Annotated in this window: 19 protein-coding genes and 2 pseudogenes; 7 read left to right on the top strand and 14 right to left on the bottom strand. The window is 60.0% G+C overall.

The annotated features are described in order from the left end of the window. The first annotated feature begins 143 nt into the window (after positions 1-143). Positions 144-1,193 (top strand): Fic family protein, encoded by a 1,050-nt coding sequence (locus tag PQR40_RS36080; protein WP_408232128.1) that lies wholly within the window; start codon positions 144-146, stop codon positions 1,191-1,193. A 46-nt stretch (positions 1,194-1,239) separates the two neighbouring features. Further along, positions 1,240-1,662, top strand: coding sequence for a TraB/TrbI/VirB10 family type IV secretion system protein (locus PQR40_RS36075; protein ID WP_408511036.1), 423 nt, complete (start codon positions 1,240-1,242; stop codon positions 1,660-1,662). Between the two features lie 60 nt (positions 1,663-1,722). Here the strand turns inward: PQR40_RS36075 and PQR40_RS36070 are convergent, their stop codons facing one another. From PQR40_RS36070 to PQR40_RS36060, 3 genes are all read right to left on the bottom strand, one after another. After that, positions 1,723-3,195 carry a 3'-5' exonuclease gene (locus PQR40_RS36070; RefSeq protein WP_408511035.1) on the bottom strand — a complete coding sequence of 491 codons (1,473 nt, stop codon included), beginning with the start codon at positions 3,193-3,195 and terminating at the stop codon, positions 1,723-1,725. Positions 3,196-3,388: 193 nt separating this feature from the next. After that, positions 3,389-3,856, bottom strand: a complete 468-nt coding sequence (locus tag PQR40_RS36065) for a hypothetical protein (RefSeq protein WP_408511034.1) — start codon at positions 3,854-3,856, stop codon at positions 3,389-3,391. Positions 3,857-3,959: 103 nt separating this feature from the next. Next, complete coding sequence (locus tag PQR40_RS36060; RefSeq protein ID WP_408511033.1) at positions 3,960-4,313, bottom strand: site-specific integrase; 354 nt, start codon at positions 4,311-4,313, stop codon at positions 3,960-3,962. On the opposite strand from PQR40_RS36060, the gene PQR40_RS36055 reads away from it, so the two are divergent. After that, positions 4,302-4,724, top strand: a complete 423-nt coding sequence (locus PQR40_RS36055) for a hypothetical protein (protein WP_408511032.1) — start codon at positions 4,302-4,304, stop codon at positions 4,722-4,724. The two genes, PQR40_RS36060 and PQR40_RS36055, sit on opposite strands and share 12 nt — an antisense overlap. A 338-nt stretch (positions 4,725-5,062) precedes the next feature. Here the strand turns inward: PQR40_RS36055 and PQR40_RS36050 are convergent, their stop codons facing one another. Then, positions 5,063-5,347, bottom strand: a complete 285-nt coding sequence (locus PQR40_RS36050) for an H-NS histone family protein (RefSeq protein WP_408232140.1) — start codon at positions 5,345-5,347, stop codon at positions 5,063-5,065. A 185-nt stretch (positions 5,348-5,532) separates the two neighbouring features. Here PQR40_RS36050 and PQR40_RS36045 point away from each other — a divergent pair, with 185 nt between their 5' ends. After that, the gene (locus PQR40_RS36045; protein WP_408511059.1) at positions 5,533-5,973 is read left to right on the top strand and encodes an SET domain-containing protein; all 441 of its coding nucleotides are present in this window, start codon (positions 5,533-5,535) and stop codon (positions 5,971-5,973) included. A 117-nt stretch (positions 5,974-6,090) separates the two neighbouring features. Here PQR40_RS36045 and PQR40_RS36040 read toward each other — a convergent pair whose 3' ends face one another. From PQR40_RS36040 to PQR40_RS35995, 10 genes and pseudogenes are all read right to left on the bottom strand, one after another. Then, complete coding sequence (locus PQR40_RS36040) at positions 6,091-6,351, bottom strand: hypothetical protein (RefSeq protein WP_408511031.1); 261 nt, start codon at positions 6,349-6,351, stop codon at positions 6,091-6,093. A 57-nt stretch (positions 6,352-6,408) separates the two neighbouring features. Then, positions 6,409-6,999: pseudogene (locus PQR40_RS36035) on the bottom strand (aminotransferase class I/II-fold pyridoxal phosphate-dependent enzyme). A 314-nt stretch (positions 7,000-7,313) separates the two neighbouring features. Beyond that, positions 7,314-9,056: an MOSC domain-containing protein gene (locus PQR40_RS36030; protein WP_408511030.1), complete on the bottom strand. Its 1,743-nt coding sequence runs from the start codon at positions 9,054-9,056 to the stop codon at positions 7,314-7,316. A gap of 207 nt (positions 9,057-9,263) precedes the next feature. Further along, entirely contained in the window at positions 9,264-11,915 is a 2,652-nt protein-coding gene (locus PQR40_RS36025; RefSeq protein ID WP_408511029.1) for a helix-turn-helix transcriptional regulator, read from the bottom strand. An 87-nt stretch (positions 11,916-12,002) separates the two neighbouring features. Then, positions 12,003-13,292: a cytosine permease gene (locus PQR40_RS36020; RefSeq protein WP_408511028.1), complete on the bottom strand. Its 1,290-nt coding sequence runs from the start codon at positions 13,290-13,292 to the stop codon at positions 12,003-12,005. A gap of 69 nt (positions 13,293-13,361) precedes the next feature. Next, complete coding sequence (locus tag PQR40_RS36015; RefSeq protein ID WP_408511027.1) at positions 13,362-14,456, bottom strand: M14 family metallopeptidase; 1,095 nt, start codon at positions 14,454-14,456, stop codon at positions 13,362-13,364. Beyond that, positions 14,447-15,559 carry an S-methyl thiohydantoin desulfurase family protein gene (locus PQR40_RS36010; RefSeq protein ID WP_408511026.1) on the bottom strand — a complete coding sequence of 371 codons (1,113 nt, stop codon included), beginning with the start codon at positions 15,557-15,559 and terminating at the stop codon, positions 14,447-14,449. Before PQR40_RS36010 ends, PQR40_RS36015 begins: the two co-directional genes overlap by 10 nt. A gap of 1 nt (position 15,560) precedes the next feature. Next, positions 15,561-17,174: a hydantoinase/oxoprolinase N-terminal domain-containing protein gene (locus tag PQR40_RS36005; protein ID WP_408511025.1), complete on the bottom strand. Its 1,614-nt coding sequence runs from the start codon at positions 17,172-17,174 to the stop codon at positions 15,561-15,563. A 68-nt stretch (positions 17,175-17,242) separates the two neighbouring features. After that, positions 17,243-18,190, bottom strand: a complete 948-nt coding sequence (locus PQR40_RS36000; RefSeq protein ID WP_408511024.1) for a SphA family protein — start codon at positions 18,188-18,190, stop codon at positions 17,243-17,245. Between the two features lie 313 nt (positions 18,191-18,503). Then, positions 18,504-19,160, bottom strand: a pseudogene (locus PQR40_RS35995) (IS3 family transposase); the annotation flags it as partial. Positions 19,161-19,352: 192 nt separating this feature from the next. On the opposite strand from PQR40_RS35995, the gene PQR40_RS35990 reads away from it, so the two are divergent. Genes PQR40_RS35990 through PQR40_RS35980 form a run of 3 tightly spaced genes read left to right on the top strand, consistent with a single transcriptional unit; the run spans position 19,353 to position 22,828 of the window. Beyond that, positions 19,353-20,726 carry an MFS transporter gene (locus tag PQR40_RS35990; RefSeq protein WP_408511023.1) on the top strand — a complete coding sequence of 458 codons (1,374 nt, stop codon included), beginning with the start codon at positions 19,353-19,355 and terminating at the stop codon, positions 20,724-20,726. A 28-nt stretch (positions 20,727-20,754) separates the two neighbouring features. Next, positions 20,755-22,005: a CaiB/BaiF CoA transferase family protein gene (locus tag PQR40_RS35985; RefSeq protein ID WP_408511022.1), complete on the top strand. Its 1,251-nt coding sequence runs from the start codon at positions 20,755-20,757 to the stop codon at positions 22,003-22,005. Positions 22,006-22,015: 10 nt separating this feature from the next. Beyond that, complete coding sequence (locus PQR40_RS35980; protein WP_408511021.1) at positions 22,016-22,828, top strand: enoyl-CoA hydratase-related protein; 813 nt, start codon at positions 22,016-22,018, stop codon at positions 22,826-22,828. Positions 22,829-22,863 lie beyond the last annotated feature (35 nt).

The following is a 22,863-nucleotide window of genomic DNA, read 5'->3' as shown; positions in this document are numbered from 1 at the left end:
GTTGCGGAGCACGAAGCGCGAGCCGACCGGTTTGACGCCCGCGGAGCCGCCGGTAGCTGAACGATGCTAAGCACCATTCTCACACCCATTTACGCCCGTTTTGCCCTGCCATAAATGGGTGTAAATGGGTGTATCATTGGTTCATGTTCAGAACCGAAACCCTTCAAATCACGCCGGAGGTCTTGGGCCTGGTTGCCCGGATCGACGAATTCAAAGGCGCTTGGCGTGCCTTGGGCACGCTTGCGCCAGACCGGTTGTCGTCCCTGCGACGGGTAGCGACCATCGAGAGCATCGGCTCATCAACCCGCATCGAAGGTAGCAAGCTATCTGACCGCGAAGTCGAACGATTGCTGTCGAACTTGGCCATCCAGAAGTTCGAAACGAGAGACGAACAGGAAGTGGCGGGATATGCCGAGCTCATGGACTTGATGTTCAGTTCATGGCACGAAATTCCGTTCAACGAGAATCACATCAAGCAACTTCATCAAGTCCTTCTCCAGCACAGCCAGAAGGACGAATGGCACCGGGGCAACTACAAGACGGGTTCCAACAGCGTTGCTGCTTTCGACGAAAACGGCAGGCAGATCGGCGTCGTTTTTGAAACGGCTACGCCCTTTAATACGCCCCGCCTGATGAGCGAACTCGTGTCGTGGGTTAGCGATGAGCGCGAAAAAGCGCAGCTGCACCCGTTGCTGATCGTTGCTATTTTTGTGGTCGTGTTTTTAGAAATCCATCCATTCCAGGATGGGAATGGGCGGCTTAGTCGCGTGCTGACGACCTTGCTGCTGCTTCAGGCCGGATACGCCTATGTGCCGTATAGCTCGCTGGAAAGCGTGATCGAGGCGAACAAGGAAGGCTACTATCTGGCCTTGCGCCAGACACAGGGGACAATTCGCAGCGATGAGCCGAACTGGCAGCCGTGGCTGATGTTCTTCCTTCGCTCGCTTGCCGAACAGGTGCGACGACTTGAGAAGAAAGTCGAACGCGAAAGAATCGTGCTGGCGTCTCTGCCCGAGTTGTCTTTACAAATCGTTGAGTTCGCCCGCGAGCATGGACGAATCACAATGGCCGAGGCTATGAGGCTCACCGGTAGCAGTCGCAACACCTTGAAGCAACACTTCCGTGATCTGGTCGAAAGAGGGCACCTGGAGTCGTACGGAAGTGGGCGCGGCGCGTGGTACGGCATGAAATGACGCGGCTCGTGGCGCTATACAACTTTATTTTTGCCACTATACAACTTTGTTTTTACTCAACACGGCTCTGTTGGCCTTTGCCATATCTGTTCACGCAAAATCCCCGGTCAAGGGCGAGCACGCTGTTATTGCCAACAACTTCGATTGTTCGAGCGAAGTTGCGACCTTGCAGCTAATGGAGACCGATGGCCTTGTTTCTTGCATAGTGGTTGCGGACGTAAAGGACCCTCAGACCAAACGTGTCTTGATCCCACGCGGAAGCCGGCTCGCCGGCGAGAAGTCACAGGGACATGTGCATTGGATACGTTGGGTCACGCCGGATGGATTGACGGTGAGCGATGCTCAGTCCAAGAGTCCGCTCCTTATCTCGGCAATCAAGCGTCCAATCACCGACGAAGATCGCTACAGCTACCAAGTGTTTTCGGTTAAAGTGCTCCCGGCGGTGCCAGTCGCAACCGAGGCCAAGTAGAAAGATGCAACGGAGAAGCGGCGCGTGCCGTCGGCGCCGGCGTGCTTTGCGCGGCCACGCTCACCGCAGATCCGGGACTGAGTCCTTGAACACCCTGAGCATTTCGCACTTCAACTCTGAAACATCCAGCAAACGACGGGCCCGGGTCAGTGCGACATACAGCAGCCGCGTTTCATCTTCCGCGAGCGTCGTACGGCCGTCGTCCTCTGTTCTGAAGCGAAAATCGCCAGTCACCTTAACCCGGTCCCATTCGAGCCCCTTGGCACGGTGCACCGTGGACACGACGTAGTCAGCGTCCTTCTCGGTCGATACGCGAGAGAGCAGATCCCGCAGGTAGTCTGTTCCATGATTGTCTATTAGCTGCACGATCGGCAGAAGATCACGTCCGGCGTGCCCGCGTGCATACTCCTGAACGTCGGCCCAGGATTCGAAGAGCGTCAGCGACGTCGGCTTATACGCCCGTTGACCATGCATCAGCCGATCGGCGCCGTCCGCAAACGCGATGATCTCCTCGATATTTGCACGCAGCGCCACCTTGTGCCCGGCTGTTAGTCCGTTTGCGAGCACGCCTACGACTGTCACGTTCTTGCGGCATAGCACTGCGTCCACGTCGGGTCGGGCGTCTGGGTCCTCAACGAGGACTGATGCGATTCCGGGCCGGCCGCGCACAGGCACATTCTCACCAAGCAGCTGGAGGATCCGCGACGCCAGCGCCGCAAAGGTGCGCCCGAAACGGAAGGACATTGTTAGCGGACATTCGTGTGCCTGAATGTGCTCCATAGCGTTGACGGCACCACGCCACTCGTAGATCTGCTGATAAGGGTCGCCGGCGTATATCACCTGCGCGTGTTGTTGCCGACGTAGGACCGATAGCATCAGGCCATCGCTATCCTGGGCCTCATCAATCAGGATGAAGTCGGCCGGGATGTTCGGCCGCGAGCGCTCCCACAATTTCAGATAGACGTCCGGCGTGATGGCCGTACGTCCTCTTGGATCGGCACTTTCATCCCAATGCCGAACTACATGGGGCAGTAGCATGGAGCGCAGCTCCTCCGCTGCGGCCTGCTCGATCTTCTCGTCGACCGGAATGTGCCAGGCCTCAGGTGCGGCTTGCGCGGAACGGCAAAACCTCGCGCTGCCGTCGGCCACCATACGCCCAATCTGAAACGGCGACAACTCGACCGATTTACCGATCACCGTCGGAACTTTGATCGCCGACAGGCCGTAGCGGCTGGCCAGATGATGGGGTGGCTCCTTGGCCAGATTCAGCCGGGCCGTGATCGCCCGATCAGTCGCCGAGTAGGCGAGCGAGTGCCACGTCTGGGTCGAGACGTTAGCAGGAAACTTCCGCCTGGCGTCGGCAACGATGTCCTTGTTGAACGCAAGGTATTTTCCCCGGCGATCCGCGAGGCGTTCGGCGATCATTGTAAGGGTCGATGTCTTTGTGGCCCCGGCGTAGGCCTTCAACTTCACGGGTGCGCCGCTGGCTGCGGCGTCGATCGCGGCAATCTGCTCGTTCGTTGGGTTAAGCATGTCTGGACCTTGTTTGCATGATCGTCGGGATGGTTCAAGCGTATCGAAGAGCGCGAACAGTCAAGCCGCGCTGTCGACTAGTGTCCGTCGATACGCCGGCGTTCATCCCGGAGAAAGCCGCAGAAAAACGGCGCGCTCTCCAGGCGCGCCGTCGATACTCTTCCTGCGCGTGGCCGCGCCCTACCATTCCTGATTAGGCGAGCGCTGCCGCGACTTCGGCTGATAGTGGCTCGGGCGACGCGTGTGCCGTGTGGATTCGCACACTACCACCGACGATTCGATCCGAGCTGATCGAGATTTCTTCCCTGAAGCGGCCGCCGCCCGCTATCACCGGCGAGGAGTCGTATGGTCGCCCCCGCTGGATGTAGTCGTGCAGATCGAACTCAAGGTCGAACCCGAACACGCCCGTACTATCTTCGACCGCGACGCGAATCGCGCCAATGGGGACGCCTGCAAGACGTTCGTCGACAATGCGGTTGAGGATTTGATCACGGACGGTGAGTGATGAAACGGGACTTGCGAACGACGGCTCGGTTTGCTGCAGATGGACCACCGCCAGCAGATGGGGCGCATTGGTGAAAGCGATCCGGTATCGCAGGACACACGGTGATCCGGTTTCGTCCGGATAGACGATGTCGTGAAAACTTCCCTGGTAACTCATGAGAGGCTCCGATGGATGGTTGCACCGATTCAAATGAACTGGCAATACCAGCCTACGGAGTGCTAATCAAAGTCAAGCCGCCCAATGACGCGCACGGAGTCGCCTACACGCCAACGGGCAGGGTCGCACGCAAGCGAACGGCAGTGCGCTGGCTGGCGAGTCCAAGGAACCGGCTCACTTCTTCGTTGGTCCGTCCAGCAAGCAGGTGCCGCCGCGCGAAGGTATTGCGCAACACGCGTGGACTCATGTCTGGCGCTGCGAAGCCGATCGCGTCGAGTGCCCCGCGGACTATTGCACCGAGCAGAACGTCATTGGTCGGCTTGTCGGCGGTCCGCGGCGCCGGAAAGAGTAACGCTTCCGTAGATGCTGGGCGATGCTGGTGCCAGGCGGCCAGCGCGGGTGTACAGAAAGCGGGCAGCGCGACAATGCGCTCGAGGCGCGGGCCGTGTTTGGGCACGCGAAGGTGCGGCCGCACGGTGTCGAGAAGGAATTCACCTCCGCGCGTAGCTCGCAGCTCTGCAGCAGTTATACCTGCGCCAAGGAAAAGCGCAACAACGGCCCGGTTGCGGGTGGCGCGGGCGTCGTCGCCGGCGTCCGGCTGGACGTGCGCCTGCAGGGCGATATCCGCGGCAGGATCAAGAAACAGGGGGACTGGTTCGTCATCCGGCCACGCTGCGATCACTGCAAACGCCGCCGCTGGGTTGCTTTGTCGGACGCCAACGGCGACAAGGTGCCGGCAGAGCCGATCGATGAGTTTGAGGTAGCGAAGGCGCGTGGTGGTACCCGGGGCACAGCGATTGTCGACGTCGGCGAAGAAGGACTCGAGATGCTCCGCTCCGAACGCGGCCAAAGTCGTTGGCCGTTGTGAAAGATGCCTCAAGAAGCGGTCAAACATCGCCTTGTGCTGGATGATCGATCGTTGGGAAAAGCGGCGACGGTCCGCCCCCGCCGCTTCGGTTGCCTGCCAGTCCAGATACGCCGCATGCGGCTCAGTCGTCCACGAAGTCGGGATATCCATATTTGGCGCACCTTATATACTGAATTGACGTCACCACTCCAGCAGGCGAATCTCCGATTCGCCAACCCGTCTATAGTGAGAAGGGGTGTTCCCGACGCCGTCCGCGTACGCCTTCGCTTGCAGACATTCCGTCCGTGCGCGTTCGCCGCTTCGTGCAGCGCACGCGAGCATAAGGTCCACAGCAGTCGTCATTCTGCAATGCGGAAGCGTTCGGGATCGTTTCCCTTCATCCATTGCGGTGGTCGTCCACGACCGCTCCAGGTGTCGCCCGTTTCGGGATTCCGGTACTTCGCAGCCGTCGCCTGGCCCGCACCCTTGCGTCGCTTGCCAAAGATCTCTTCTGGCGAGAAACCGAAAGCGGTGACGATCTTGCGCACGTCCTCCAGGGCGGCCGCTGCCTCCACCTGTCGAGCCTCCTCGATCCGCTTTTCCAACTCTTTTTTCTGCTCCAGCAGTTCCTTGTATCGCGCCATCGTTCCAGACTCCTTTCAGGGTGAAGGTCCAATTCTACCTGGCCGTTCGCCAAGTCAAGCGCAGAGCATCACTTCTTCCGCGTCTTTTTGAAACCGCGGGGGGTGTGGCGTACGATATCGCTGACACCAGCTTCACCATTCCCCTCCGGCTCGGGCCGGTCTACCATCAAAGTCTCAATCCAACGATGAGAAGAGTTTCGGTTCGCCGCTCGCGAGTACACGGTCGCGGCGTGTTCGCTTTACGCCCGCTGTGTGCCGGCGAACGCTTGTTTGAGTACACCGGCACGGTTATGAGCTGGAAGCGCGCGGTGAGTCGTCATCGCCAGTATGGCGAGGAGGGACACACGTTCCTGTTCGGCTTATCCGACGGGCGCGTGATCGACGGTTCTCTGGGTGGAAATAGTGCGCGCTGGTTGAATCACGCATGCGAGGCGAACTGCGAGGCGGTTGAGACTGACGGAAGGGTATACATTGAAGCGATCACTGACATCGGAGCAGGCGCGGAACTGTTCATCGCATATGGACTCGCCACGGAAGGCTCCGTGTCCGAGGAGATGCGTGCAGCCTACGCTTGCCGATGTGGTGCGCCCCGATGCACGGGCACAATGCTCGGTGACGCGGGATAGGGCAGCTCGCGGCGGACAGTCGCCTCAAGCAACGCTCCCATAGCACCGGCCGCCTGGCGAGCCGGTAACCACAAAGCCACTACGAGTCGAACGGTGGTGTCTCTTTGCGCCATTCCTTCAGTTCGGAGCGCTCACAAAACTTCGGGGCAGCCAGCCCGTGAGTTCGTCTCGCCAGTTTTCCCAAGCGCTCTCGTCAAGTTCAAAGTCTTCGTCCAGCCGATTGCTCCCATCCTCGCGCAAATAGAGACCCACCACTCGGTGGCCATCCCAATACGCGACAGCGAACTCGGTCAGTTCCGCGGTTGTGCCCTTTGGCAAGTCTCGAAGGAACATCCTCAATTGAGTGAGGAAGGTGTCGCAGGTTACTTCGGTCATCATCAGAGCGAGATCACGCACGACGAAAGGATCGGCCTCCAGGCTCTCAGCAAAACCTTGCTATGCGATATCAACGAAAGGGATCAGGTCCACTTCCTCTATCAGGTAGAGGATTTGTCTCCATTGCTCGCTGTCCGGGTCCACGCCGGTCGGGTTGTGGCAGCATGGGTGCAGTAAAACAATGTCTTTAGGATTGAAGTGCCGCAAATCCGCGAGCAGGCCTTCGAAATTCAGGCCTTTCGTGGTCGGGTCTTATTAGCGATAACGCCCGACCGAGAAGCCAGCCGCTTCAAAGATGCCAATATGGTTGTCCCACGTGGGATTGGTTACGTACACCGAGCTGGCCGGGAAATGTTTTTTCAAGAAATCTGCGCCAATTCTCAACGCACCGCTGCCACGGAGTGACTGCACGACCGCGAGAGAGTCGCTCAAGGCTTGGAAGTGTTCACCGAATAACAGGCTGCCAACGTGTGCGCGGTATGCCGAGTCACCTTCCATCGGCAGGTACGAGGTTGGCTTGTTCGCAGCAAACACACGTTCCTGTGCTGTACGAACCGATGGAGGTACGGGAACCATGCCGCCTTCGTCGTAGTAGATGCCAACGCCCAGATTTACCTTGTCGGAGCGAGAGTCGGTTGCATACTTCTCCATTAATCCAAGAACGGGGTCGCCAGCGTAAGGCGAAACTTGTGAGAACATTATTTCCTATCCTGAAGAATGGCAACTTAAGGAATGTCCGGGATTGGGTTTTCCGTAACAGCGGGCCTGAAGCAACCGATCTGTCGCGCGATCAGGGCAGTTTGAAGGGATGAGGTCAATCAGATGCGACCGCAGAACGTACGCCAGATAGCCAATTGGGCATGCAGCTAGCTACCTCTCCGGACGGATGACCGTCCGGAGATTGGTGCATCAAACTCACAAGGTCTTCATCGGCGAGGTTCGAGTAGGCATTGGCGGGCTTTGAATTAGGCGTCGACAAGAACGCGTTTGGAAGCGGGACGCGCACAACAGAGCAGGACCTTGTTCGCCTCGACACCTGAAACCTCCCGCTCGTACGCGACTTCACCTTCCAGCAAGGTCGCCTTGCAGCTATGGCAGATGCCAGACCGGCAACTGGACTCGAGATCCAGTCCAGCCCTATCGGCGAGTTCGAGTAGCGTCGCATTGTCGTCTTCTAGCCACGCCACGGTGCGGTCCGAGCGCGCGAACGTCACCTCCGCTGCCGCCACGCGCGACGCAATGCGAGGAGCCACCGAAGGGGTGCCGAACGTCTCGCAGTGAATGGCCGACGGCGCGACACCCCAGGTGGCGAGGTCGCGCGACAACGCGTCCTGCATTGCCTGCGGTCCACAGATGTAGAACTCTGCGGCTTGCGGGGGAAGCGTAACCTCCCGGCCGCCCACGTTGATGGTCAGTCCGACGAGGCATGTTGCGATATCGGCTACGCTTAGGCGTGTGTCCTGATCGTGATGAATGCCCATCTGATCCGCCGACGTCGGTTGACTATAGACGATCCGGGATCGCAGACCGTGGCGCTCCTTCAATGCAGCGACTTCCCGCGCGAAAGCATGCGTGGCGCCATTGCGCGTGCAATGAATCCAGATAGCAGGTGGCGCGTTACCCTGTTCTGCGCGTTCAAGATGCGACTTGAGCATGCTCAGGACTGGCGTAACTCCTATGCCGCCGGAGATGAAGACAGCGGGGAAAAGCGAGCTGCGGTCCAGTACGAAATTTCCTGCTGGGTTTCTGACGTGCATCACCGAACCTGGGGAAAGGCATTCGTGCGCCCAGTTTGAAGCAATGCCGTTCGGCTCGCGCTTGACGCTGATCCGGTAGACGTCGCCGGCAGGCTGATAGTCCGACAGGCTCCACGTGCGAACAATCGGCCTTCCGTCCCCGGCGTCGATCTGAAAAGTCAGGAACTGGCCGGCCCGATAGCCGGCCAGCGTGCCGCCGTCGAGCGGCTTCAGGTAGAAGGACTTCACGTCCTCCGTCGTCTGCTCGATCGTGGCGACGACGAACGGTCGCCAGCCTGTCCATCTGCCCTGGCGCGTCACGGTAACGTCGGTCAGCTGGTTGATCCGCTTGCGCAGGAAATCGAGCGGTAACGGGCTCAAGCCTTGCGTGGGCAAGATGCCGCGCAACTGCTCGACCGACGAGGCTTTGTCGTGCAGTACCTTGCACAGATCGACTACGCCGATGTTATTGGGGTGCGGCCGCGTTACGGTAACCGAGTCGCCGGCCTTCACGTACCCCGGTTTCAGAACCCGGAGATAGAATCCGAGTAGCCCCGAGTCGGTCAGCGTTTTGAGTTCACTCTCCGGTTGTCCGAGACGCCAGGTGAGCTTGAAACACGGAATTCGCGGCGAAGTGACTTGCAGACTCACCTCCTCGCCGACGCTCAGCACATCGCCGATGCGCACCGAAGTCTCGTCGAGCCCATGGAGCGTCAGATTTTCGCCCCAATGTCCGAACTGCCACGAAGATCGAGCGACGCCGAATCGGTGCGCCCAGAAATCGTACTGTTCGGAGAGGAAGGCGTAGACCGCTTCCGGGTGCACGGCTGTCTCGTTGCCGACCGGTCCGTCGAGGTCGAAGTAGACCGGACCTTCACCTGGTTTTTTGATGATCGACGTCGATACCTCCATGCCGTTGATGATCATTTTTTCAGGCTTGCTGACACTGACAGAAACGACGCTCGAGCTCATAGCTTGGATTCGTGGACAGGGCACGCGAAGGAGGGCGATCGCCATACAACGGGCGAGCGACGAGTTCGCTACATGGTGTTTGGATAGTGCACGGACAGCAATGCTTGCGTTGGGGGAGGCGGCCCGCTGCGATGGGGAGGCCGGCGGGCATCGCACCTCAACCGGGTGTTGGGCCGCCTTAGCGTCACGTTCCCGTCCGTGAAAATATCAAGGTACAACGGCCCGGCGACGTGCTTCGGCGACGGCGTCCTTGCGTCCGGTGACGTCGAGCTTGCTGAAAATCGCCTTCAAGTGCTGTTTGACGGTTTCAGGTGATATTGCCAAGTTACGGGCGATCAGCTTGGTCGTGTATCCGCTGGCTAGACCGATCAGCACATCGCGTTCGCGTGCGGTAAAGAGCGACGAGTTACTCACGCGTGCACGGAAATTCCGCTCCCACATCGCAACGATCTGCGCGGCCCATTCGCGCTGTTCCGGTGTGCCACTTTCCGCGAACTCGCGAACCGCCATGTTCACGAGTTCGCCGGATTCGACAAAGCATTGCAGGCCGCCACCGTCGCGAGTCAAATCGAGAGCCTTGCCGATATCCGCGTTCGGATCGCGGTCGAGGTCGCCTGCCATTGACGCATGCGCCTTCATCAGCTGCGCGCGCGCCTCGGCTGCCGACCTTTCTCGGGACGCAGCAAACGCTTCGAGCGCGCATGCAATCTCATGGGCTTCTCCGAACACGTGCCCGGCGAGGAGCACCCAGTATTGCGCCTGCCCGACGGCCTCGAGGACTGCCCAAGACGTTTCTGCGCCCTCCAGCATGCGCTGCCACTGGCCCGCGAGGTCGATTTCGCCGGCGAGTCGCAGCGCCTCGGGTACCGCTTCCAGGCGCACGTGAAATTCGATGAGCGTCGCCGTGGCCGCGAGGCTCAGGTGATAGCGGTTGCGCACATTGGCGCGCATCCGCGCATCCGATAGCCGACGAAACGCCTCACCGGATTTCCCAAGAAAGAATTCGGCGCGCGCCGCACACAGGATGCCACCTTCCCACACCTCCAGGAGTGCGACGCTCGCGCCGTCTTCGCAATGAAGAAAACAGCACAGCGCATCCTGCAATGCCCCGGTTCCATAGCGGGCCCGACCGAGCGCGGCGTACATCATCTGCACGAACGAGCGGACCTGCAAGCCTGCTGCCACGACGTCGCTCGATGCGGCGCGGTGCAGCGTTTCGCGGGCATCCGCAAAGCGACCCTGCGCGCAGTCGTTCAGTGCCGAGAAAATGATCGACCATGGCGCGTTTTGACGGAAACGCTCCGACGCGTTGATCTCCACGAATTCATCGACCCGGACCCGTGCCGGTCCGATGCGGCCATAGCGCTGCAGGAAAAGAATCTCGACCGGCAGACACAGGCATAGGTAGCGGGGATCTTCGAAGAAGCGAGCACGCGCGTCCTGCAAGACCTCGCCGACTACCTGCCACGGACGAAACTCGCAAGTTCGCTCGGATTCCTCGATCGCGACGATCGCGCGAACGTAGGCGAGGTCCACACGGGCTGCGTCGTCGAGCATCGCGTTGGGGCCGTCGGCAGCGAGCGTGGCTTCTAGTCTTGAGAGATCGAACGCGTCGTCGACGATCCGCTCGTCGACGAGACCAATGCAAATCAGCATCAGACGCAGACGAGGTTGGCGCCGCACATGGGAGGCAGGCAGGAGATCGAGTAGTGCCTTTGTGCGGCCGGACCCCTCGCTGATGAGCAGGCGCACTGCACCCGCTTCGAGGATCACGTTTGTTGCGAAGTCGAGCATCCCCGCCTGAACCGCATGGGTGACTGCGAGAAAGACGTTGCCGCGTTGTGCGTAGAGTTGCGCGGCACCGGCGTGCAACCGCGTAAAACGTGTGCGCGACAAATGCTCCAGACGGCTGCGCAGGAAGTCGCGCAGCAGCGGGTGCAGCCGCGCGCTGAGCGGACTTTCGTGAACAACCACGATCGGCCTGAGCGATCCGGCTTCGCTGAGCCAGACGGCGCTGTCGTCGCGCTGCCGGATAGCATCGGCGGCGGTGACGTCTACATCGTCGAGTACGCAGCAGTCGACCAGAAAATCGCACAGTTCGCTCGACAATGACGAGAACACTTCGTGCGCGAGGTAATCGAAGATGTGTCCGAGCGTTACCTGACCGCCTGCTTCCGCGATGTCGGGCACCGCACCGGAAACGCTGCGCAATCGCACCATCTGCAACGCGAACGGCCATCCTTCCGTGTATCGCGACCACGCGTGCGCGCATGACGGATCGACCAGCTCGCCCAACAGCGCGAGCGTGTCGTTCTGCGAGAATCGCAAGGCGTCCGCATCGATGAGGCGCACTGCCCCTTGGAGCTGCAATTGCGAAAGGGGGATCAGCGGTGCTTGCCGTCCTGCGATCACGAGGCGGCTGCGGGGCGCAAGCGTGGCCGCGAAATGCTCGACGAGCCGATCTATGTCGGTGCACCATGCGGCCTCGTACTGGTCGATGAAGATGGTGCAGGAGCCGGCCGTCGCGGCAAGGCACGTGACGACATCGCCGATCCCGTCCTGGTTGGATACGTCGAGACCACCTGCCGCGAGCGCGAGTGCGAGGCTCGTGAGGAAGTCTTTGGGCTGCCGGTCGGTTTCCTCGCAGTTCATCCAGAAGGTGCGCTCGCCGCGCTGGCGGGCGGCGCGCTCCGTCTGCGCCAGCAAGGTCGTCTTGCCGAAACCAGCGGGTGCGCTGAGGATGACTACCCGCGCGGTGGAAGGGGGCGCGTCGAGCACGATATCGACGAGACGCTCGCGCGCGATGGCATCGTCGATATCGACGATCGGGCGGAATTTCGTCGCGTGGTTCGAGCCCATGATCTTATTCGCGAGTTGACGAGCACGCCACGACGCGGCAGCGGGGCGGGAACGCGACGCGAGCGAAATCATGAGCCTGCGCTGCCTCTAGCGTGTCGCCCCGGCTCGTCGCAGCACGAGATAGGCCGCCGCGGCAAGACCAAGGGAATCCAGCGCGGGCACCGACGTCAGTGTGAGGTGCCACGTCATTTGTGTCACGGAGCCGGCAATGCCGATGCCCCAGGCAACGAACGCTTTTACGTGCCATTGGCTCGTATCGCCTCGGTGGCCCCGCAGCGATAGATAGTAGTTGCAGAGATAAACACCCCCGATCGGCGGAATGCCGATCGACAACACGATCAGATACTGTGTCAGTTGCCCGCTCAGTCCCAGCAACCCGGCTGCCGAGCCGATCAGACCCGCGGCCAGCGCCAGTTGCCAGCGCGGCAGCGTCGTCGTCATCGTCGACCAGACCAGCGTCGACGCATACAGATTATAGGTGTTCGTCGACCACGCCGCGAGCAGGATCACCGCCATTGCGGGAAGACCGAGCCCGAGCTTGAGCATGATCGGCACGAGATCGTGCTCGCCGGTGGCGAGGCTGGGAATGCCCGCCAGCACCAGAATAAGGGGAAACCCCACGCCGAACGCGATGAGACAGGCAAAGATCGCGTGGCGCGGCGAGCGCGCGTAGCGGCAGATGTCCGGCATCAGGACCGAGCCGATCGCGATGCCGCCGACGACGATCGAAATACCCGTCGCGACAGGATAAGAGCCCGTCGGCGGAGCCGCTTTGAGCGCAGCGCTGCCGTAGAGACGAAGTGCCGTCCACGACGACCATCCGAGCAGGGCAATTTTGAGCGGTGTGGTGAGCGCCGAGAGCCGGTCGAGCGCCCTGAAGCCGATGAAGTTCGTCGCGATCATCAGCAGACAACCGACGGCGGCCCACGCGGTTGTCGTGACGTTCGCGAGCGCGGCGGGCGCAACGGAACGCATCGCGCCGCCGAACATCATCGCGATGACGCCGAACCAGCCGAGCAGTGACAACGAGATCAGCACATTGACGAGCCGGCCGCCGATCGAACCGAACGCGTCGATGATCAGCATGTAGGTGCTGAGCCGCGATCGTGCGCCTGCAAACGCGGCCGGCAACGCGACGAGCATCAGGATTGCGCCACCGCCGAACGAAGCTTCGAGCCCTCCCACAGCGCCGAGCGAGTTGGCGAGTTCGGCGCCCATCATGAACGCCGGCAGCGCGATCATGACGCCCATCAGGATTAGGCCGATGCGCCAACCGTTGACCGTCGCCGACTGTGCCACTTCATGCGTGGAAAAGTCCTGTGCAGTGTCCGCCGCGGTCGCCGTCTGCCCGCGGGGTGTTGCAATGCGGCTTTCCATCTTTCTTCTCCTTGTCCTGCCGCGAAAAGGCGGCGAGTGTTCATGCGACTACATGTGCGTTCGATTGTCTTAAGTGGCCACGGCTTGCTCGAGCACCGCCCGCATTTGTCCCCAGACCATGCCGCGCCATCCGTCGGAATCGGGATTGAACGCAGCTTTCATCGCTTCGCGGGCGGGGGCCGCGGTTCCTTCGTCATGGCGGCCGCCCATGCATCGATAAATCCATTGATCGAAACGCAGTGCGTCGATCGTGTCGTGCATTGGCAGCGTGCCGAACTCGACGGCGAGGCTGATGCTGTCCATCTCGGGGTACATCGCCTGCAGCAATCCGCACGCGGCGCCCGTCACGGGCGACGACACCGATTGCCCTTGCGCGAGCGAGACGACGTCAGCGCCCCAGATGGCCCGGGCGCGCACAACCGGATCGCCCGTCGCGGCCGTACTACGATCGCCGATCAGGATTTTCTGCCCGAAACCATGCGGTCCCAGTCCCGTATGAATATCGATCCAGATTGCGCGGCGGCGTGAAGAGACGAACGTGTCCAGCACCTCGTCCAACGTCAGCCGGCTCCACGAGGGCTGCGTGCCGCCAAAGAAAAGACCGTCCGGATGCGAGTGCTGGCCACTCGACAACGCACGCTGGAACGCCGTCATGCCGTGCCGCGACTGATACGCGTGCAACGCGCCGACGTCCGGCGGCGCGGGCGGCCAGATAGCCGGCAACATCAGCGGATGGACCGACGCGTAGTCCGGGTTCGACGGAAGCGCAGCAGAAAAATCAACGAAGTTCCGGTTGAGATCGACGTTGTCTTCGTTCGTGCGCCGGCCGAACGAGAATCCGAACGGATTGACTGCGTGAACCAGCAGCATCGCCTTGCCCTGCGCATCGAGATTTCGAAGCAGTGCGTCGTCGCGTAGCAGCGCGACCTGACAGCCCGAGCCAGCATACCCCTCGATGCCATGCACACCCGACGACACGACGATTACGCTGTCACTGTCGGGATTTCCGATAAATGCGGCATCGGTGGCCAGCGCTTCTCCGTGCAGGCCGACTCGTCCGCTCAACGTCCAGCTTTTGATGCGCGCGGTACGCTTGGACGCAGCGTGCAGGAAGCGCTCGCGGGCGTGTGCGTAGGACGTGGAAAAGAAGTCGATCAGTTGCATGGTGCTGCCTCGGGGTCGGCGAACGGTTTCCACGTGTCGGGCAGCCCGAACTGACGCGGACCGACTACCTTGAGGCTTTCCGGCGTGAGCAGAACGGGCGGTGCGCCGTAGGCCACGACCGACACGCGCGCGCCGTAGCGGAGCATTTCCGCAGTGAGCGGTTCCGCCGTTTCGGTATCGAGAATGCAGAGAAGATCGGGGACTACGGCGACCGTCGTGCCATTGCGCCGCGCCACCAGGAATTCGTTCTGGATCTCGACAGTCATTCTGTTGTCGCGGTCGCCGATGGCTTCGATGGTGACCTGCCCCCAGTGAAACCCGTCGCGCGTTTCGTGAACGACGTCTGCGATCTTGCCAGCAAAGAGCAGCTTTGCGCGCCGGTTGTCGTCTCTGCCGTCGAGAAAGCACACGATCTCCATAACCGGTTCGTTGCTTGTGCGCCGCGCAAGGCGTATATGACGGCCGATCTCCAGCGCCTGCGTCACGGTGCCGCGCACCGCACTGCGCTTCACGTCGGCGCCGGACATCGGATACAGCACGCCATACACGCAGCCGTTCAACGCTGAGGTCAACGCACGGACCATTGCTTCGGCCGTGCGGTTGTCCGTTGCATGGACGACGGCGTGGTTGCCCAAGTCGTCGGCGAATATGGCGGGACAAGCCTGACACCCGTGGATACTGAAGGTAGTCATTTCTATATGCGGGAACGCACGGCCGATCCCGTCGCCGTCGACAACGGGAAGACCCATCATCGCGCTGATCGCGAGCGGAAACATCGCATTAGCGCCGCCGATTTCCGCGGATATGATCGCATCGAGCGGACGGCCGTACAATGCCTCAGCATGTTTCAACAGTGTTTTCAACGCCGCTTCGCTGACGAGATGTTCGACGAGTACGGTGGGCGCACCAATGCCGGCGATGGTCGCGATGAAGGCGTCGTCTGCGAGCGACTCCACCGGGACAAGCCGGGGTTGCAGTCCGGCGGCCAGTTGCTTGCGCAGGAACAACTCGCCGACGTAGGGATCGCCGCCGCCACCCGTGCCGAGAAAAACGGCACCGCGCGCGAGGTCCTGGCTGGTAATAGCATCGAAGAGTGCAGTCATTTCAATTCCGAAAATCGGCGTGATCATCAGAGGCGGCGCGCGGCGCTGCAAGTTCGCCAACGGCGCGCACGCGGACCCGTGTTGCACCAGTCTGCATGTGCATCATCGGCAGTTCCGTCACTTCCACGACTTCTACGGTCGAGGCATCGGCGCCTGCGGATATCGCATCATCGATAGCGTGCTGGCGTGCTTCCTGAAGCACCGCATCGCGTCCGCGTGTACTCATGTCAAAGAGCCGATCAACGCGCCCGCTTACCTGAGCGATCGCGGCGCCGATTGCGTTGGCCACGTCGAAGTGTTCGGGGCGCAGTACTTCTGACGCGCCGTCGAGTCTGTCGGGCAGCAAGATACTGCCGCCGCCCACCAGCACGACCGGAACCGGTTGAGCGCTAGTGCGCATCTTGTCGATGGCCTGTTCGATTGCTACGGTGATGGCTTGCAGCGCGTCGGACTTGATGTCGTCATCAAGGTGAGCCACCCGCTGCGGATCGCCGATACCGGTCAGTTGGCGAGCGGCGACGGCGACGTCGGTGGCAGTGAGCGTCGATCCGCCAAACACGAGTGCCTCTTCGGAGATGCGAAAGCCGACAGACTCGGGGCCGATCTTCGTGACGCCGTCGATTCGCCGAACCAACGAGCCTCCGCCGACTGCAATCGACAGCGTGTCGGGCATGCGGAAGTTGGTCCGAACCCCGCCGATCTCGTTCTGCCCCGCCGTTTCACGCGGAAAACCTCGCACCAGTGCACCGATATCGGTAGTTGTACCGCCGACGTCTACGACCAGCCCGTCAGTGATGTTCGTGAGAAAAGCCGCCCCACGAATACTGTTTGTCGGTCCTGCCGAGCACGTAAGAATCGGGAAATTGGCCGCCATTGATGTCGAGATCAGCGTGCCGTCGTTCTGGCTGATATAGAGCGGCGCGTTCAGTCCCAGTTCGTGGAATGCCCATTCCATGTCGGCGATTACGGTTCGTGCGAACGGCCGCAAGCAAGCGTTGACGATTGCGGCGTTTTCGCGGTCCACGAGACCGATGCCGCCGACGTCGGACGACAGCGTGACGTGCACGTGTTCGCCGAGCGTCTCGCGGAGAATCGCCTCTGCGCGTTGCTCGATGTCGGGGCGGATAGGTGCGAAGTTCGCCGAGATTACCACCGAGCCGATCTGCTTTTGGCGAATGTCCGCGGCGATTTCTGCGAGTTCAGCAGGGTCGAGTTCACGGTACGTCTGGCCGGTGAAGAATGCACCGCCGTGTGCAAGATACACATGCTCGCCGATAGCTGCGCGCGCATCGTCGGACCACGCGAGCATGGGCGGCACGCCATCGGTCTTGGGCAACGATAGCCGGATCGTTGCCACCTCGACCAGATTGCGCCGTTGCAGAAATGCATTGATGAACTGCGTGGTCCCGACCATCACCGCGCGGATGCGTGCGGGATCCACATCGGACTTCGCGATCAACGCGCGCACCGCGTGGGCCAGCCCATCGCCGACGTTGTGCGTGGTCGGTTGCTTGAGTGCGGCCACGACTGAACGGTCACGCATCAACACCGCATCGGTATTGGTACCGCCGACGTCGATGCCAATGCGCAGATCTTCATGAGGTTGTGCTGCCATTGTTTTTCCTTTCTTGCTGTTCTCGCCGGTCGTACGTGAACACCAGTACGTACGCCGTCAAGCGGTCGTTAAAACGCCTTCGAATACACGACGTAGGCCGTCGTCGCGGCTAGAGAGTTTTTCGTATTCACTGGAACAAGCACCTTTAACTTGACGTTGCTCTTCCATGCTGGGATGTCATACGAGACGACCGGGCCGATCGCGAGCGAAGCGTAGCGGTGGCCGTCGGGTTGAACCACCTCGCCGTTCTGATAGTCGTCGTTTAACTGCGAAGCGTAGTAGCCGGCGATACCGCCCTGCCAGCGCCCCCAGTGTTCGCTGGCCGCGAAATTGACGTCGGCTACCGTCCCGCTCGTGTATTGCGTGGCACGATTCTTTGCCGCGAAATTCATGAACAGGTGAGCACTCAGCTCCAGGCCGTCTCCCAGTGCATTTGGACCGGTCAGGTAGGTGAGCGCGACGTTCGGGATAAAGAACCACACGTTGCGGCCAGAGGTGTAGAGATCGGTGGTGTTGTACTTGCCGATCGGGAACACCATTGAGTAAGCCACCTTCAGTGTGAGTCCGACGGGCGGTTGACCCGCCGGCGCATTGCCGAGGTATTTGCTCCACATGAGGATGTCGGAATAAAGATCGCCAACGCCCGAGTAGGTCTGGCTCGCACCGTTGATCTCGATCCTCCCGGTGTCGACGCTTCCCTGCAGTGTGGTGCCGAGCGTGCCGCCGAAGAGCTGGAAGGGGTAGACATACAACAGGCCCACAGCACCCACACCCGAGGCGATCTTTGCATGTAGTGCCGGATCTTGGTGACCGTCGTTTCCGTCGTAGTGGTTACCGATCGCATACCCCGCTACAACCGCGCCGTAAAACCCGCTCACGGGTGGCAGCATGGCGGCCTGGATGTCGTCCCCGCCAACCGGTCCGCCGTAGTTAGCGCCTTCTGACGCGCTCGCGGAACTCATCCCCGCCGCGGCTGCCGCGACAAGCAGCAAACTGGCTACGTGCTTTACTCCCATGACTGCTTTCTCCTGAAGGACGGCTCTATTTGTTCGCGCTACCGTGCCCTCGACTGATCGGAGGAAACCCGGGCGCGACGGGCTTCCCACGTCGAGTCACGCTCAGTGCCCAGACCACCCAGCTGGCTTGTTGCCGGTTTGTTGTGGGGAGGCGCGGTCGGGATGCGTGGGATGAGAGGATTGTTAGGGGCCGAAAAAAGGCGAGGGACAATGAATCGGGGGAGGCAGTTGGGCAAAGTGGGGGATATGACTCGAAAGAGTTGTTATCCCGAAGGAAGCGGATCCCTAGAATTCCGGGCTGGAGAGAGCGCGGCGGGGGGAAGCCCATTCCTTTTTTTACCAGTTCGTTCGCCTTCTTGAGGATGTCGTGCTCGAGCTGCAACTTCCGGATGTCGAGTCGAAGCGATTCGACCTGTCGTTCCAGTTCCGCACGCTCATGGTCCGGTGCTGGCTTCTTCTTGCGTTTCATGGATGCTGGAACCTCTCGACCGAGTAGCTGATTCTTCCAGTTGTACAGCATCGGCCTGCTCACGCCTGTTTTCTGGGTAACCACGCGTGCGCTTTCTTCTCTGGCGCACAATTCGATGACTGCCGCCCGTTTCACCGCCAGCGATTTCGGAACGCTGCCAGCTACTCTGCCGACAAGGCGTTTTTCGATTTCGGGGCAAAGTTCTTCAATCCAGGCTGCAAGTGTCCCGCGACTCGGATAGCCCAAAGCCCTCAAAGTTGCAGCAGCACAACGGTCATGGCTTAGATAATGATTGACGGCAGCCTGCTTCTGTTCGGCTGAATACCTCGGCGTGGCACGAACATAGCCAGTTCGTAAATCATGACACTGTTCGTATTCACGATGCCAAGCCTTAAGCGAATTCTTTGTCGAGTAACCCAACTGCCTGATGGTCGCCTTGATGCGCTTTCCCAACTTCAAATAGAGCCGAACCGCTTGAACGCGGTCTTCGTACGAGTACATGGACTACCTCCGGGTAGTCCAACATTTTGTCCGCATCCCCCATCACCGCGCGATCTCCCATATGAGAATCATATCGGTCGATTTGAATTTCATATTTTCTCTTATCGAGCACAATTTTTATACTGAGTTCACGAGCTAGAGGCGGATGCCAACATCTGCCGAAACTAGCCGGATAACTATTAGGAGGCGAAGATGCATTTACCCTTGACTGTTGACCGGCTTCAGGCTGCTGAGAGAGTTGTTTGCGATAAGGTCGTACGGCGGCTCACCCCTGTGCTTTTTCTGAGTTACCTGTTCTGCTCAATGGATCGCTTCAACATATCATTTGCACAGTTGCAAATGCACGACGTGTTGAAGTTTTCTGATGCCATATATGGGCTCGGAGCAAGTCTCTTCTTCGTTACATACGTGCTCTTCGAAATTCCAGCGAGCATCCTGCTGAAACGTTTCGGAGCTAGACGGGTCTTTTTCATAATTATGGTTGGCTGGGGGATGTGCTCTTCCGCCATGCTGTTTGTCAGAACACCCAGCGAATTCTATGCAGCCCGTCTTTTGCTGGGAGCTCTTGAAGCGGGTTTCTATCCCGGCGTCATCTACTTTTTGAGTTCGTGGCTGCCACAAACTCATCGCAGCAAGGCAATCGCGATCTTTGCCTCGGGGATCGTCATTGCAGGCGTCATCGTTGGCCCTCTGTCCGGTTGGATCATGACGACCTTTGACGGAGCACACGGACTGGCCGGCTGGCAATGGCTGTTTCTGCTCGAAGGAGTGCCGAGCATTGTGATGGCCATCGTTTGCGCGATCCGGTTGAGTGATAGCGTGGAGACCGCTACGTGGCTGACTCGCGATGAAATCAACACTCTCGCGAACTGTCTGCGCGTTGACCGTGAAAAGAGCGGCTTGCGACTGGGCGGAAATACTGTTGGTTCGCTGTTGCGCGAACCAAAGGTCTATCTGTTCGGGTTAGTCTTCTTTTGCGCTACCTGTGGAATTTACGCGCTGAATTTCTGGGTGCCGAGCATCATCAAGAGCTTCGGCGTCAAAGACCCACTTCATATCGGCTTTTATTCGGTTATCCCTTGGGGCAGCGCGGCGGTCGCAACCATTCTTATCGCAAGGCACTCCGACCGTACAGGCGAGCGACGCCTTCACTTTGCATTGACTGCCTTCGCTGGCGCCTGTGGCCTTGCTCTGTCTGCCGTCCCTGGGCTCCCGTCGTTGTTGTCGCTCGCCTTTCTTAGTCTGGGGGCTATCGGTGTGTCAGCTACGTTACCGGTCTTCTGGTCCATGCCGAGCGCTGCCATTGCTCCCTCCCTAGTGGCTGGTGGTCTGGCATTCATCAATAGCCTAGGTGTGACCTCGGGGATCGTCGCTCCTTATGCAATCGGCGTTATGAAGCAGGCAACGGGATCGTTGAATTCTGGCCTCTACCTTCTTGCCGCTGTCCTTTGGGCAGGTGGTCTGATTCTTCTGAAAATCGTTCCTGCGAATCATCGGACGCTCGATTTCTCTCAATCTGATGTGCAGCAACAGGCATCGGTAGCTCTTAACGTCAGCGATCGATAACGATTGCTGGGCACAAGGAATTTGCAAAATGACACACACTTTCGATGCGCTCGCCAAGCCGCTGGCTGGGGTCAAGGTTCTCGAACTCTCGCAAATCATGGCTGGTCCGACATGTGGACTCATGCTGGCAGACCTCGGAGCGGATGTCATCAAGGTAGAGCGATTCCCGCAAGGTGACGACGCTCGCCGCTACCGACGCGAGGGTGACTCGGGGCTGCCGCCGTCTTTCATGATTCTTAATCGGGGCAAGCGGTCTGTTGCGCTCGATGTGAAACGTCCCGAAGGGCGTCAGGCACTGATGCGGCTTGTAGCCCAGAGCGATATCCTCACGGAGAATTTTCGTATGGGCGTGATGGAACGCCTCGGGCTGGGATACGAAGTGTTACGAGAAGTGAATCCGGCGTTGGTATACACATCCATCACGGGATATGGCCGCATGGGTCCTCTTGCTGCCAGGGGTGGATTCGACTTGATTCTTCAGGCCTTCAGCGGGTTGATCAGCGTGACGGGCGAAGATGGTGGTGATCCGGTAAAACCAGGCGTTTCGATCGCCGATGTGAACGCCGGAATCCTTGCCGCATTTGGTTCGCTTGCCGCCTATATCCAACGGCTCCGTACGGGGCAGGGGCAGCGCGTGGACACTTCGCTCCTCCAGGCGTCCATGCAGCAGATGTACTGGTACGCGGCGGCGTACTTCTCGAGAGGTATTGTCCCGAAGCCTGCGGGTACGGCGCACCCCCTTATCGCTCCGTATCAGGTCTACAAGTGCAGTGATGGTGGTCTGGCTATCGGGGGTGCGAATGAGGTGAATTGGGGCCGTGTCGCGCAGGTGTTGGGTCACCCGGAGTGGCTCGAAGACCCTCGTTTCAACACACCTGATATCCGGCTTGCTAACCGGCGAGAGCTTGAGGTGTTGATCAACGACATACTGTCGAGCGATACACGTTCGGTCTGGGCTGCGCGCTTTGAGGAGGCTCAAGTGCCCTGTGGCCCAGTTCAGACAGTCGGGGAAGCGCTGGACCACGAGCAAACGCGTAGTGTTCGGATGGTGGTCGATGTGCCGTCTCCCGAGGGCGGCACGATGCGTGCGCTCGGTGCCCCAGTGTTGTTTGGTGGCACGTCGTACATCGCAGAGCGTCCTGCACCCCGTGTCGGTGAGAACACCGCAGAAGTACTTCGCGAATTTGGGTTTGATGCGGAGGAGGTTGACTCGTTGCTCGAATCCGGCGCAGCGCACCAGAATCACGAAGCGGTCTCGGATCTCACCCAAGCTGCATAAGGAGGCTGAAATGCAATCAGATTCTACGACGCTTGCCTCGGAGAGCGGCACGGGAGCGCTCTTGGTTCAAGTCGAGGACGGCGTTGCGGCCGTAACCATTAACCGCGAGGCACGCCGCAACGCGCTAACGATGGCGCTATGGCGCTTGCTGGGAGAGACGTTCGGTGAGTTAGACAAGCGTCAGGATGTCCGGGCAATTGTGCTGACTGGAAGAGGTAAGAGCTTTTGTGCGGGTGCGGATGTCTCGGAGTTCGCGCAGACGCGAGCGGACGCATCGCAGGCTGTGGAGTACGAGCGCGCTTACGACAATTGCTGTGACCTGATTTCGGCTGTCAGTAAGCCGACGATTGCGGCCATCAACGGTTTTTGCATGGGAGGCGGGTGCAACGTTGCAATGTCGTGCGACTTTCGTTTCGCTGTACCGGAGGCAACTTTTGCAATTCCGGCTGCTCGCTTGTCCATCGTCTACGGCATTCGGGGAACTCGCAGACTGATGAACCTCGTCGGACTCACGAATGCGAAGCGGATTTTGTATTCCGCCGAGAAATTCGACGCATCCCGTGGCATGGCCATTGGCTTTGTGGACGAGATCGCCACGAACGTATATTCCCGCGCCAGCGAGTTTGCGCAGCAGTTGGAAAAGTGTGCGCCGCTGACAATCTCAGGCACGAAGATGATCTTGAACGGTCTTGCGGTCGGCGGGGAGGCTCTTGACAACAACGAGATCGAGCGGATTCTCGCTCAAGCGGCTCAAAGCTACGACTATCAGGAAGGCAGGGCTGCATTCGCCGAGAAGCGTGAACCACGGTTCCGAGGCGAATGAGGGTGTTTTGAACATCTGGGGGCCACCCTGCGCGG

Origin of the sequence: Paraburkholderia sediminicola, assembly GCF_046026855.1 — a bacterium.
In the GTDB taxonomy this organism is placed as follows: domain Bacteria; phylum Pseudomonadota; class Gammaproteobacteria; order Burkholderiales; family Burkholderiaceae; genus Paraburkholderia; species Paraburkholderia sediminicola_A.
This window is presented reverse-complemented; position numbering and strand designations above follow the sequence as displayed.

Excerpts from the sequence above, each read along its gene's own strand:
- PQR40_RS35990 (WP_408511023.1), top strand. The coding sequence starts at position 19,353 with ATGCATTTACCCTTGACTGTTGACCGGCTTCAGGCTGCTGAGAGAGTT.
- PQR40_RS35980 (WP_408511021.1), top strand. The coding sequence starts at position 22,016 with ATGCAATCAGATTCTACGACGCTTGCCTCGGAGAGCGGCACGGGAGCG.
- PQR40_RS36070 (WP_408511035.1), bottom strand. The coding sequence starts at position 3,195 with ATGCTTAACCCAACGAACGAGCAGATTGCCGCGATCGACGCCGCAGCC.
- PQR40_RS36040 (WP_408511031.1), bottom strand. The coding sequence starts at position 6,351 with ATGATGACCGAAGTAACCTGCGACACCTTCCTCACTCAATTGAGGATG.
- PQR40_RS36005 (WP_408511025.1), bottom strand. The coding sequence starts at position 17,174 with ATGGCAGCACAACCTCATGAAGATCTGCGCATTGGCATCGACGTCGGC.
- PQR40_RS36030 (WP_408511030.1), bottom strand. The coding sequence starts at position 9,056 with ATGAGCTCGAGCGTCGTTTCTGTCAGTGTCAGCAAGCCTGAAAAAATG.
- PQR40_RS36045 (WP_408511059.1), top strand. The coding sequence starts at position 5,533 with ATGAGAAGAGTTTCGGTTCGCCGCTCGCGAGTACACGGTCGCGGCGTG.
- PQR40_RS35985 (WP_408511022.1), top strand. The coding sequence starts at position 20,755 with ATGACACACACTTTCGATGCGCTCGCCAAGCCGCTGGCTGGGGTCAAG.
- PQR40_RS36065 (WP_408511034.1), bottom strand. The coding sequence starts at position 3,856 with ATGAGTTACCAGGGAAGTTTTCACGACATCGTCTATCCGGACGAAACC.
- PQR40_RS36050 (WP_408232140.1), bottom strand. The coding sequence starts at position 5,347 with ATGGCGCGATACAAGGAACTGCTGGAGCAGAAAAAAGAGTTGGAAAAG.
- PQR40_RS36010 (WP_408511026.1), bottom strand. The coding sequence starts at position 15,559 with ATGACTGCACTCTTCGATGCTATTACCAGCCAGGACCTCGCGCGCGGT.
- PQR40_RS36080 (WP_408232128.1), top strand. The coding sequence starts at position 144 with ATGTTCAGAACCGAAACCCTTCAAATCACGCCGGAGGTCTTGGGCCTG.
- PQR40_RS36020 (WP_408511028.1), bottom strand. The coding sequence starts at position 13,292 with ATGGAAAGCCGCATTGCAACACCCCGCGGGCAGACGGCGACCGCGGCG.
- PQR40_RS36015 (WP_408511027.1), bottom strand. The coding sequence starts at position 14,456 with ATGCAACTGATCGACTTCTTTTCCACGTCCTACGCACACGCCCGCGAG.
- PQR40_RS36000 (WP_408511024.1), bottom strand. The coding sequence starts at position 18,190 with ATGGGAGTAAAGCACGTAGCCAGTTTGCTGCTTGTCGCGGCAGCCGCG.
- PQR40_RS36025 (WP_408511029.1), bottom strand. The coding sequence starts at position 11,915 with ATGGGCTCGAACCACGCGACGAAATTCCGCCCGATCGTCGATATCGAC.